10 protein-coding genes are annotated in these 12,020 nt (G+C 43.3%); all 10 read right to left on the bottom strand.

The window, feature by feature from the left end:
* Positions 1-152 precede the first annotated feature (152 nt).
* Positions 153-1,064 carry a D-alanine--D-alanine ligase family protein gene (locus Q7657_RS12050; RefSeq protein WP_107167200.1) on the bottom strand — a complete coding sequence of 304 codons (912 nt, stop codon included), beginning with the start codon at positions 1,062-1,064 and terminating at the stop codon, positions 153-155.
* A gap of 126 nt (positions 1,065-1,190) precedes the next feature.
* Positions 1,191-2,504 (bottom strand): tRNA lysidine(34) synthetase TilS, encoded by a 1,314-nt coding sequence (tilS, locus tag Q7657_RS12045; RefSeq protein ID WP_107167236.1) that lies wholly within the window; start codon positions 2,502-2,504, stop codon positions 1,191-1,193.
* 119 nt (positions 2,505-2,623) lie between these two features.
* Positions 2,624-3,583, bottom strand: coding sequence for an acetyl-CoA carboxylase carboxyl transferase subunit alpha (gene accA / locus Q7657_RS12040; protein ID WP_008986244.1), 960 nt, complete (start codon positions 3,581-3,583; stop codon positions 2,624-2,626).
* A gap of 71 nt (positions 3,584-3,654) precedes the next feature.
* Complete coding sequence (dnaE, locus tag Q7657_RS12035; RefSeq protein WP_107167201.1) at positions 3,655-7,134, bottom strand: DNA polymerase III subunit alpha; 3,480 nt, start codon at positions 7,132-7,134, stop codon at positions 3,655-3,657.
* 131 nt (positions 7,135-7,265) lie between these two features.
* Positions 7,266-7,877, bottom strand: a complete 612-nt coding sequence (gene rnhB / locus Q7657_RS12030) for a ribonuclease HII (protein WP_053989482.1) — start codon at positions 7,875-7,877, stop codon at positions 7,266-7,268.
* Position 7,878: 1 nt separating this feature from the next.
* On the bottom strand, positions 7,879-9,021 hold the full coding sequence (lpxB, locus tag Q7657_RS12025; RefSeq protein ID WP_107167202.1) for a lipid-A-disaccharide synthase: 1,143 nt from the start codon (positions 9,019-9,021) through the stop codon (positions 7,879-7,881).
* Entirely contained in the window at positions 9,021-9,809 is a 789-nt protein-coding gene (gene lpxA, locus Q7657_RS12020) for an acyl-ACP--UDP-N-acetylglucosamine O-acyltransferase (protein WP_008986240.1), read from the bottom strand. The genes lpxB and lpxA overlap by 1 nt, the downstream gene beginning before the upstream one ends.
* Positions 9,806-10,261 (bottom strand): 3-hydroxyacyl-ACP dehydratase FabZ, encoded by a 456-nt coding sequence (fabZ, locus tag Q7657_RS12015; protein ID WP_008986239.1) that lies wholly within the window; start codon positions 10,259-10,261, stop codon positions 9,806-9,808. Before fabZ ends, lpxA begins: the two co-directional genes overlap by 4 nt.
* A 96-nt stretch (positions 10,262-10,357) precedes the next feature.
* The gene (gene lpxD, locus Q7657_RS12010) at positions 10,358-11,386 is read right to left on the bottom strand and encodes a UDP-3-O-(3-hydroxymyristoyl)glucosamine N-acyltransferase (RefSeq protein ID WP_107167203.1); all 1,029 of its coding nucleotides are present in this window, start codon (positions 11,384-11,386) and stop codon (positions 10,358-10,360) included.
* A 114-nt stretch (positions 11,387-11,500) separates the two neighbouring features.
* Positions 11,501-12,010, bottom strand: a complete 510-nt coding sequence (locus Q7657_RS12005; protein ID WP_008986237.1) for an OmpH/Skp family outer membrane protein — start codon at positions 12,008-12,010, stop codon at positions 11,501-11,503.
* Positions 12,011-12,020 lie beyond the last annotated feature (10 nt).

Below are 12,020 nucleotides of genomic sequence, written 5' to 3'. Positions count from 1 at the left end.
TTTTTATATTATCTCGCAATAAAAAGTTACCAAATAGATAAAAAAAACAACATCAGGTGGTTCTCATATATATCCATCTATAAGAATCCAAATACATCAGCATAAAAAAACACCGTGATAGTATGGCTATCACGGTGTTTTAAGAAATTGAATTAAATCGTATCAAATTGTGCTTTATCGAGTAACTTAGCAATGAGATCGTTATAAGTTAAACCGGCTTGGGCTGCAGCCATTGGATAAACACTACGCTCTGTCATCCCTGGAATGGTATTCATTTCAATTAAATACACATCGTTATTTTCGGTTAACAGCACATCTACGCGCCCCCAACCTCGACAACCTAAGGCCTTATATGCAGCCTTAACAACTTGCTGCATGTTCTTTTCTTCTTGCTCACTCAGATCTGATGGACAATGATACGTCGCGCTTTGTGTTCCGAACTTGGCACTCCAATCAAAAAATGTATCTGAACAAATTTGTACTACAGGTAGTGCTTCATCATTCAATATTGCGCAGGTGTATTCACGCCCAACAATGAATTGCTCTACCAACACTTCATCATCATATTCAAATGCTGCTAGCAGTGCTTGCCATAATTGTTCTTCATTATCAGCTTTTGCAACGCCAATACTACAGCCTTGATTTAAAGGCTTGATCACAACTGGAAATGTGATTTCACCACAGCTCTTTAAAATATCTGATTGAGATGTCGATTTACGTACCAATACCCAAGGTGCGGTCAATAAACCATTTGCCGACCACACTTCTTTGGTTTTTAGCTTATTTAATGAAATCGCAGATGCTAATACACCACTGCCTACATAAGGGATTTGCAAAATATCGAGCAATGCTTGGATATGTCCGCTTTCACCTAACCCGCCATGTAATGCAATAAAAACTTTATCGAGCTTATAAAGATTCAGCATGGAGAGATCAATGCTACACGGATCTAACTGCACCACGTCATGACCTAGAGCTTTCACCGCAGATACAATTTGTGCTCCTGACTTTAATGAAACTTCTCGCTCACTCGATCTGCCACCACATAAAACTCCAATCCGCATTTGCATTCCTTCAGTTCAAAAAATAAAGCGCTAAAAATACAGCAAATGTAACGCTTAATTAACTAGTAAATAGCATATAAACCAATTGAATATAATTTATGTGACCTTTCTTGAAGATTAATAAAATTAATCAGTTAAATTCGACGTAATGATCGCAAGATCATCACCAGCAAAATCAGCAACAACAAAATACCCAACGACAGCAACCAGCTTTTCACCATAAAAAATGAAAGGCGTTCGACTGCGTAACCAACTCGGAACTTGGTATTCTTGAAACAATTTCTTCAGTTTACGGCTACCGCTGCGACCAAGCGGTTTAATAGGATCACCTTGATAGCAAAAACGTACTGTCACTTTTTCATCAGCCCGTGGATATCGAAGTACCTTATCATTGCTACTTTGAGATAATTGTAATGTCCCTAGCTCCTGCGGTAGATGACAAATAGCATCAATTTCAAAAGGAGCTTGCCATTGACTGATATCACTCCATTGCTGAAGTAAATACAGTTTCCCTTGGCTACGGCGCACTTCCACATTTGCCCAACATAACTTAGGGTTAGCATCTTGTTTTGCTAATACCACATTAAACCAAAGTTGTTCTAGCTGAGCTAAAGACGGCATCACCACTTTTTGTTGCCTTAGCCACTGTCGGATCAACGCCATACCTATACGTTGAGTTGTATTGTCAGCCAGCAATAAACTACCATCGGATTGTGTTGCTTGAGCCAACTGCGTCGATAATAGTTCTTCTAATAACGCTTCTTGTTCACCACACAATGCACTGCTTCGTGCAACCGCTTTATGAATGCCCGGCCAACGTTCTACCAGACGAGGAGTGATTTGGTGGCGGATAAAATTACGATCATAACGTTCATCTTGGTTACTCTCATCTTCTACCCATTCCAGTTGGTGCTCCTTACCATATTGTTCAATCTCAGCACGAGTCACATTCAATAATGGTCTTAAATGTTTACCCTTTGCAAAAGGCAAAATAGTCGGCATTGAAGCTAAGCCTGCAGGACCACTACCACGTTTAAGCGCCAGCAAAAAAGTCTCTATTTGATCATCACTGTGTTGAGCCGTTAATAAGGTATCTCCCTGTTGAATATGTTTTGCTAATGCATTGTAGCGAGCCTCTCGCGCCGCTTGTTCAAGACTAATACGGTTTCCCGTCTCAACCATCACATGTTCAACATCGCAGCTGATCCCACATTGCTTAGCCCATGCTAAACACTTCTCAGCCCACACATCGGCATTGTTACTCAAGCCATGATGTACATAAACGGCATGGCAAGAATAGATCGGGAATTGAGCGATAAATCGAGCCATTAAATCCAGTAATACTCGCGAATCTAACCCACCACTAAAAGCGAGGATAAAACGTTTACTGTCGACATTGTGAGTTGTAAGTAGTTGGCGAGAAAAAGAGGAATACAACATGGCTTCTTTCAACATTGGGATAAAACACCAGTTTAACGCAGCAACAAGCCGTACTAAACGAGAAATACAAAAAAGGCCAGCATTATGCTGACCTCTTCAATTGATAGCGTACTGTAATTTTAGCAGTAGCCGTAACTCATTAGACGCTGGTAACGACGCTCAAGTAACGTTTCAGTGTCCATTGTATCTAACTCTTCAAGCGTTGCTTTCAGCTGTGCTTTTAGTGTGTTAGCCATCAATGGCACGTTACGGTGCGCACCACCTAGTGGCTCTTCAATGATGTTATCAATTAGCTCAAGCTCTTTAAGACGAGGAGCTGTCATACCCATTGCTTCTGCTGCTTGTGGTGCTTTGTCTGAATCACGCCATAAGATTGATGCACAACCTTCTGGAGAAATAACAGAGTAAGTTGAGTATTGCAGCATGTTCACGCAATCGCCCACACCAATCGCAAGTGCACCACCAGAGCCGCCTTCACCTACAACGTTACAGATCACTGGCACTTTTAGACCAGCCATAACTTTAAGGTTCATTGCAATCGCTTCTGATTGACCGCGCTCTTCCGCGCCCACACCTGGGTAAGCGCCTGCAGTATCAATGAAAGTGATCACTGGCATATTAAAACGCTCTGCCATTTTCATTAAACGCAGTGCTTTACGGTAACCTTCAGGCTTTGGCATACCAAAGTTACGTTTTACTTTTTCAGTCGTACCACGACCTTTTTGATGACCAATCACCATAACAGGGCGACCATCAATACGCGCAATACCACCCACTAATGCTTTATCATCAGCAAAAGCACGATCACCTGCTAATTCATCAAACTCTTCGAACATGTGCTCGATGTAATCAAAAGTATATGGGCGCTGAGGATGGCGTGCGAGTTGCGCAACCTGCCATGCACCAAGATCACCAAAGATTTTCTTGGTTAGCTCTAGGCTTTTCTTTTCTAGTTGCTCAATTTCTTTTTCTAGATCAACCGAGTTAGATTCATCACGACGAGATACATCACGTAATGCTTCAATTTTTGCTTCTAGTTCTGCAATCGGTTGTTCAAACTCGAGGAAGTTCAGGCTCATACCACTTAAAATCCTTTTGCTTATGAAGATGATAGGGTTCTTATTACCCTATCATAAACCATTAAGCTAACTTAATTAAACTCAAGCTCGACCTGCTTATCACCTAGGAGTGTTTTTAGATCAGAAATTAGCTGATCTGCTGGCGTAATTCGCCATTCTGTTCCTAATGTGAGTTTGGCACGGGCATTCGAGCGCTGATAGTACACGTTCACAGGTACTGTACCTGCTCGGTGTGGTTCCAGCACTTGGCTGAAACGGGCGAAAAACTGCTCATCGATCTGCTGTTCGGTGACTGAAATCGCAAGACCACGGAGATGTTTTTCTCTCGCTTCTGATATATCGAGCACTTCACGCGCTGACATTCTAAGGCCACCATTGAAATCATCAAAGCTGACCTGTCCTGATACCACCACTATTTTATCTTTTTCAAGCAGATCAATGTAACGATCTAAGGCATCAGAGAATAGCATGACTTCCATTCGACCTGAACGATCATCTAATGTCATCAAACCAATTCTGGTGCCACGTTTGGTTGTCATCACTCGGGCTGCAATCACTAAACCTGCAACCGTAGCTACTTTATCACGCCCAGTTTGCTGCGCATCTTTCAAACGCCAAGTCGTGTAATGCTTTAACTCAGGAATATAAGCATTGATCGGGTGACCAGTTAAATACAAACCTAAGGTTTCACGTTCGCCTTCCAGCCAAACTTTATCAGGAGATTCTGGAATATTGGCATACTTATGCTCTACTTCTTCAGGCGCTGCAGTTAGAACACCAAACATGTCGGTTTGACCAAAAGCTTCAGCTTGGTGATGCTGACTTGCCGCTTTAATGGCATCATCCAGTGTTGCTAACATAGCTGCACGGTTAGGACCTAAGCGATCCATAGCCCCTGATTTGATCAGCTTTTCAAGTACACGCTTGTTCACTTTTTTGGTATCGATACGGGCACAGAAATCGAATAAATCTTTAAAGTGGCCGCCTTTATCACGGGCGCTAATAATATTCTCGATCGGGCCTTCACCGACACCTTTCACCGCACCGATACCGTAAACCACAGCACCTTCGTCATCAACGTTAAAGCGGTACAAACCTTTGTTGACATCAGGTGGCAGCAGTTTCAGATTCATACGGTGACATTCGTCAACCAAGCTAATGATCTTATCGGTGTTATCCATATCTGCGGTCATTACCGCTGCCATAAACTCGGCTGGATAGTGGGCTTTTAACCATAGCGTTTGATAAGACACCAAGGCATAGGCGGCTGAGTGCGATTTGTTAAATCCGTAACCGGCGAATTTCTCCACCAAGTCAAAGATTTTCATTGCCAGTTCGCCATCAACCCCGTTCTTGATCGCCCCGTCTTCGAAAACAGCACGCTGTTTCGCCATCTCTTCCGGTTTTTTCTTACCCATCGCACGACGTAACATGTCCGCACCACCAAGGGTGTAGCCAGCCAGTACCTGTGCGATCTGCATTACCTGTTCCTGATACAGGATGATGCCGTAAGTCGGATCAAGAATGTCTTTTAGTGACTCGTGTTGCCATTTTTCATCAGGGTAAGACACCGCTTCTCGACCGTGCTTACGGTCAATGAAGTTATCTACCATGCCTGATTGCAAAGGTCCTGGGCGGAACAGTGCCACCAATGCGATCATATCTTCGAAACAGTCAGGCTGAAGACGTTTGATCAGATCTTTCATACCACGGGATTCAAGCTGGAATACTGCGGTAGATTCTGAGCGTTGCAGCATGGCAAAAGATTTTGGATCGTCCATCGCAATAGCAGCGATATTGACCGGCTCTTTACCTTGCTCAATTAAGCGAGGGTTGATCAGCCCCAACGCCCAGTCGATGATGGTTAATGTACGAAGTCCCAAGAAGTCGAACTTAACCAAGCCTGCGGTTTCAACGTCATTCTTATCAAACTGGGTAACCGGGTTATTACCTTCCGCATCACAGTACAATGGCGCAAAGTCAGTGATCGTGGTTGGCGAGATCACAACACCACCAGCGTGTTTACCAGCGTTACGTGTTACCCCTTCAAGGATGCGACACATATCAATCAAATCACGGACTTCTTCATCCGCATCATAAGATTGACCTAGCTGAGGTTCGGCATCAAACGCTTTGGCCAGTGTCATGCCCGGCTCGGCTGGCACTAACTTAGAGATACGATCGACGAAACCATACGGGTGACCCAGTACACGGCCGACATCACGGATCACCGCTTTTGCCGCCATAGTACCAAACGTAATGATCTGCGATACCGCATCACGACCGTACATTTCAGCCACGTGATCAATAACCAAGTCACGCTTATCCATACAGAAGTCGATATCGAAATCGGGCATGGAGACACGTTCAGGGTTCAAGAAACGTTCGAAAAGTAAGTCAAATTCCAACGGATCCAAATCGGTAATTTTCAGGGCATAAGCGACTAATGAGCCCGCACCTGAACCACGACCAGGGCCTACTGGCACATCATTATCTTTCGACCACTGGATGAACTCCATTACGATCAAGAAATAACCTGGGAACCCCATCTGGTTAACAACTTGAAGCTCCACATCCAAGCGTTCATCGTATTCAGGACGACGCGCTGCACGTACTTCTGGATCGGGGAAAAGGAACTCTAAACGCTCTTCAAGGCCTTCTTTGGATTTCATGACCAAGAAGTCTTCGATACTCATATCACCGGTTGGGAAGTTTGGCAGGAAGTACTCCCCTAAACGCACAGTAACGTTACAGCGTTTAGCAATTTCTACCGAGTTTTGCAGCGCTTCTGGAATATCAGCAAACAGCTCACACATTTCTTCTTCACTACGAAGATACTGCTGTGCGCTGTAGAGCTTTGGTCGGTTAGGATCGACAAGCGTATAACCATCATGGATGGCAACACGAATTTCGTGTGCATCAAATTGATCTGCCGTCAGTAAGCGCACATCATTGGTGGCAACAACGGGCAAATCTTCTTTTTCAGCCAGTTCAACCGCAAAATGTAAATAAGCTTCTTCATCGGCACGACCTGTGCGTACCAACTCTAAATAGTAACTATCAGGGAAATGGGTTTTGTAGAAACTGACAAAGCTGTCCACCATTTTCTGGTTGCCTTTCAGCAAGGCTTTACCCACATCACCATTTTTGCCACCAGACAGGACAATTAAACCTTCACGGTGAGTAATCAGCCATTCTTTGTCAATAACTGGCAGGTGTTGTACATGTCCACGCTGATAGGCTTCTGAAATCAATAAAGTTAGATTTTTATAACCTTCATTGTTTGCCGCTAAAATGGTGAGTTCAAATAACTCGTCTCCCATTTCTGCAGACTGAACTTTGAAGTCAGCACCAATAATTGGCTTCATTCCAGCATCATGGGCAGCGAAGTAAAACTTCACCAAACCACACAGGTTAGTAAAGTCTGTAATAGCGAGTGCTGGCATACCGAGATCCGATGCTTTTTTGACAATTGGCTTTACTTTCGCCAAACCATCAATCATCGAAAAATCACTATGCACACGAAGGTGGATAAAACGTGGTTCTGCCATGACAACCTAATTTGTTACGTTACTGAATTAAGAAAATTATACCCGAAACCGGATATGAGAGGTATTGAGGCAATAAAAAAATGGCACAGCTGAATGCTATGCCATCGATATTGTCATTCTGATGAGCAGACTTAATCTAAACCAAGAATACGTTTAACAGGCTTAAAGCTTTTACGGTGCTGATCAATCGCACCATGTTGCTCTAGCGCTTCAAAATGCGCTTTAGTTGGGTAGCCTTTATGTTTAGCAAAACCATATTGTGGATATTCAGCATCTAATGCTTCCATCTCACGATCGCGCGTCACTTTGGCAATAATGGATGCGGCACTGATCTCTGCGACACGTAGATCCCCTTTCACTACAGCTTGGGCAGCCATTGGCAATTCAGGAACTTTGTTACCATCAATCAACACAAAATCAGGCTGAACATGTAAACCTGCCACTGCACGCTGCATCGCTACCATGGTCGCTTGCAAGATATTCAGCTCGTCAATTTCATCAGCGTCACAACGACCTAATGACCAAGACAAGGCTTTTTCTTTGATTTCATCAAACAGCAGATTGCGTTTTTTCTCGGTCAGTTTTTTAGAATCCGTTAAGCCTTCTATAGGGTTATTCGGATCTAAAATTACCGCTGCTGTTACAACTGCCCCCACTAACGGACCACGACCGACTTCATCTACCCCTGCAATACAATTAGCTTGAGGGTAAACAAACGGTTCAAATTCTTTTTTCTCAGCCATATTACGCTCTATCAATTAAAGCTAATACTGCATTCGCTGCTTGCTCATCAGCATTACAACGAATGGTTTTATGCATTTGTTCAAATTTTGCCATCAACGCTGATGTATCACCGTAGAGGATCTTATCAACTTCGTGATAAAGCTTCTCTGGCGTGCAATCTTCTTGCAGCAGCTCTGTGACTAGCTCTTCGTCTGCTAAGATATTCGGCAACGATACATACTTGGTTTTAAGCATTTTCTTCGCTAGCCACGCCGTTAATGGTTTGACTTTATAGCCCACCACCATAGGACGTTTAACCAACATGCACTCGAGCGCCACAGTCCCCGATGCGAGTAACACTGCATCTGAGGCAATCATCACGTTACGAGCTGTATCATCCACCAGCACGAAATCAAGCTCTGGTGCTGTCTGTTGCCACGCTTGTTCAAATTGAGTACGACGTTTTTGATTAACAAGCGCCACGACAAAGCCTAACTCTGGATGCTTAACTTTAAGCTGTTTGCACGTTTCAATAAACGGTGGGGCAAGCATTTCCATCTCACTGCCACGGCTGCCCGGTAATACCGCCAGCCAGCGTTTATCAGAATCTAACCCTAATAACGCTTGTGCTGCAGCTTGATCAGTTTGCAATGGGATTGCATCTGCCATAGTGTGGCCGACAAACTCACAAGGAACATTAAACTTATCGTAAAACGCTTTTTCAAACGGTAAGAATGCAAGTACAAGGTTGGTCGCAGCTTCGATTTTAAAAATGCGCTTTTGACGCCATGCCCATACTGATGGACTGACGTAATGAACGGTTTTAATACCGCGATCTTTTAAATCTTTTTCTAGGCGTAAGTTAAAATCAGGGGCATCAATACCAACAAACACATCTGGTGGATTATCGCTAAAGTATTTAACTAACTCTGCTTTGACCTTAAATAATCGAGGTAAGCGACCTAATACTTCAACAATGCCCATCACGGCAAGCTCTTCCATATCAAACAAGGCTTCACAACCTTCAGCTTGCATACGAGGCCCCGCAACACCAACAAACTCTGCGTCTGGGTATTGCGCTTTAACCGCTTTAATAAAACCGGCACCTAAAATATCGCCGGAGATTTCCCCGGCGACAATTCCTATTCGAAGTGGCTTCGTCATTAGCGAATAATACCGCGTGTCGAGTTTTCAAATAGCTTCAAGAATAAACCAATTGATGGGAAATCTTGACTCATTTCCTCAAGTACTGGCTTCACTTCTGCTAGTGTTTTACCAGAGCGGTAAATTTCTTTGTAAGCACGACGAATAGCATGTAGCTCAGGCTTTTCAAAACCACGACGCTTTAAGCCTTCGATATTGATACCGAATGGTTTTGCGTGGTTACCTTGTGCCATCACAAATGGTGGTACGTCTTGAACAACGATAGAGCCACCACCGATAAAGCTATGTGCGCCTACAGTACAGAATTGGTGTACTGGCGACAGTGCAGAAATAATTGCGTAATCTTCAACGGTAACGTGACCAGCTAATGTCGCGTTGTTACCCATAATAATGTTATCGCCAACAACACAGTCATGAGCGATATGGACGTTAACACAGAAAAGGTTATCACTACCGACGATAGTCACACCTTTGTCTTGTACCGTACCACGGTGCATTTGTACGCTTTCACGGATCACGTTGCGATCACCAATCACAAGGCGTGTCGCTTCACCTTGGTATTTCTTATCTTGGCACTCTTCACCGATAACCGCGAATGGGAAGATACGGTTATCTTTACCGATCACAGTTGGACCTTTGATCACAACATGTGACATCACTTCAGTACCTTCACCGATTTCAACATCAGTGGCAATATAAGTGAATGGGCCAACTTTCACGTTAGCGCCAATCTTTACACCGTCTTCAATGACTGCTGACGGGTGAATTTGTGCGGTTTCATGGATCATGAGAATACTCGTCGTGCACATTTAAGTTCAGCAGAACATACTACTTCGCCGTCAACTTTCGCTACGCCGTTAAACATAGCAATACCACGACGCTCTTTTAGAAATTCAACTTCTAGTACAAGTTGATCACCAGGGCCTACTGGTTTACGAAATTTCGCTTTATCGATACTTGCAAAGTAATACAGTTCATTCTCAGCTGGCGCACCAAAGGTTTTAAATGCTAGTAAACCTGTTGCTTGTGCCATTGCTTCTAGGATCATGACGCCTGGGAATACCGGCATATTAGGGAAATGACCAGTAAATTGAGGCTCATTGACAGAAACATTTTTAATAGCTGTTAACGTCTTACCTTCATCATAGTTGATCACACGATCAATCATTAGGAATGGGTAACGGTGAGGAAGCAGTTCCTGAATTTCTGTGATGTTTAGCGTCTTATTTTCGCTGGTCAAAACTAAATTCCTGTCTTAATGAGAATAAAATAATATTCAATATCAATGCAAAACGGCCTACACAAAGGTAGGCGCGTTAACTTATTAGGTAAAATCTTACTTATCTTTTGCTGCTAATTCTTTCTCAACAGCCTTTAGACGCTTATTCATTTCGTCAATACGATGAACACGCGTTGCAGTCTTACGCCACTCGCGATTGGTTTGTAATGGAATACCAGAAGAATACATACCCTTTTCTTCAATACTACGCATTACCATGCCCATACCAGTGATAGTCACACCATCAGCAATTTCAATATGGCCATTTAATACCGACGCACCGCCAATGATGCAGTATTTACCAATTTTGGTACTACCTGCGACAATTGTACCACCCGCCATCGCTGTACCATATCCGATCTGCACGTTATGGGCGATTTGCATTTGGTTATCAATGATAACGTTATCCTCGATAATGGTGTCATCGAGTGCGCCACGGTCAATTGTAGTACATGAACCAATTTCAACACGATTACCAATACGAACCGAGCCAAGCTGAGGAATTTTAACCCATTCGCCTTTATCATTAGCGTAACCAAAACCATCAGCGCCAATAACAGTACTTGATTGCACTAAACAATCACTACCTAGCTCTACGTTGTGGTAGATAGTTACATTAGCCCAAAGCTTAGTGTTATCACCAATCACTGCGTTTTTGCCAATAAAACAACCTGCGCCCACTTGTACGTTATTGCCAAGCTTAACACCTGCTTCAATCACTGCATTGTGACCAATCGCTACATTGTCACCAAGCTCAGCAGTAGGATCAACAAACGCAGAAGCGGCAATATCAGAGGCTGCAGCCGGTGTTGTATCGAGTAACTGTGCAACTAATGCATAGCTTAAGTAAGGATCCTTAACGACTAATGCATTACCTTGGAAGAACTCTACATCCGCTTCTCGTAGCATTACTGCATCAGCCTTGCACTCAGTAAGTTGCTTGCGGTATTTGCTATCAGAAAGGAACGTTATTTGACCTTCCACTGCCTTGCCCATTCCAGCAATAGAATGAATTTCCACAGAACCATCGCCACGAAGTTCCGCACCTAATTTTTCAGCTAGTTTAGCAAGAGTGATTGCAGCCATATTTACCTTATACCTATTGTAACAACAGCCACAAAAGTGGCTGTTTGATACCATAACCACCGATATATTGGGTGAAATGCCAATATATCGGTCATTATTGCTTTGTGTTACTGATTATTTTACCGCAGCAATCACTTTAGAAGAAAGATCATCTTTCTTATTTGCGAATAAAACTGCTTGTGCATCAAGTACAACATCGTAGCCATTCTTCTTCGCTACAGAGTCGATTGCTGTACGGATTTTCTTAACAAGCTTTTGCTCTTCTTCCATACCACGACGACGTTGATCTTCTGCTAGTGCTTGTGCTTTTAGCTTGTAATCAGAGTCAAGTTGAGCAAGTTCACGTTGAAGCTTTTGACGTTGATCTGAGCTCATTAGCTCACCATCACGCTTCATCTTGTCGATTTTGCTCTTCATCTTTGTTTCGATTGAACGTAGTGCCGCTACACGACCACTAAATTCTTTCTTCAACTTATCTTGAACCTTGTAACGCTGAGCTAACTCAGACATTGCCTGACCGGTAGATACGTAACCAATTTTTTGTGCAGCTTCAGCTGCATTAGCGTACATTGACGAAGATAGAATTACCAAGCCAAGACTTGCTGCTTTAATCCATTGTTTCAAAAGTTCTCTC

This window comes from Candidatus Photobacterium acropomis (assembly GCF_030685555.1).
In the GTDB taxonomy this organism is placed as follows: Bacteria; Pseudomonadota; Gammaproteobacteria; order Enterobacterales; family Vibrionaceae; genus Photobacterium; species Photobacterium lucens.
The sequence above is the reverse complement of the archived record's forward strand: the minus strand, read 5'-3'. Positions and strand labels throughout refer to the sequence as shown.

What these genes read in the sequence shown, in the direction of transcription:
- Q7657_RS12050 (WP_107167200.1), bottom strand. Translation starts at nt 1,064, where the DNA reads ATGCGGATTGGAGTTTTATGTGGTGGCAGATCGAGTGAGCGAGAAGTT.
- tilS (WP_107167236.1), bottom strand. Translation starts at nt 2,504, where the DNA reads ATGTTGTATTCCTCTTTTTCTCGCCAACTACTTACAACTCACAATGTC.
- accA (WP_008986244.1), bottom strand. Translation starts at nt 3,583, where the DNA reads ATGAGCCTGAACTTCCTCGAGTTTGAACAACCGATTGCAGAACTAGAA.
- dnaE (WP_107167201.1), bottom strand. Translation starts at nt 7,134, where the DNA reads ATGGCAGAACCACGTTTTATCCACCTTCGTGTGCATAGTGATTTTTCG.
- rnhB (WP_053989482.1), bottom strand. Translation starts at nt 7,877, where the DNA reads ATGGCTGAGAAAAAAGAATTTGAACCGTTTGTTTACCCTCAAGCTAAT.
- lpxB (WP_107167202.1), bottom strand. Translation starts at nt 9,021, where the DNA reads ATGACGAAGCCACTTCGAATAGGAATTGTCGCCGGGGAAATCTCCGGC.
- lpxA (WP_008986240.1), bottom strand. Translation starts at nt 9,809, where the DNA reads ATGATCCATGAAACCGCACAAATTCACCCGTCAGCAGTCATTGAAGAC.
- lpxD (WP_107167203.1), bottom strand. Translation starts at nt 11,386, where the DNA reads ATGGCTGCAATCACTCTTGCTAAACTAGCTGAAAAATTAGGTGCGGAA.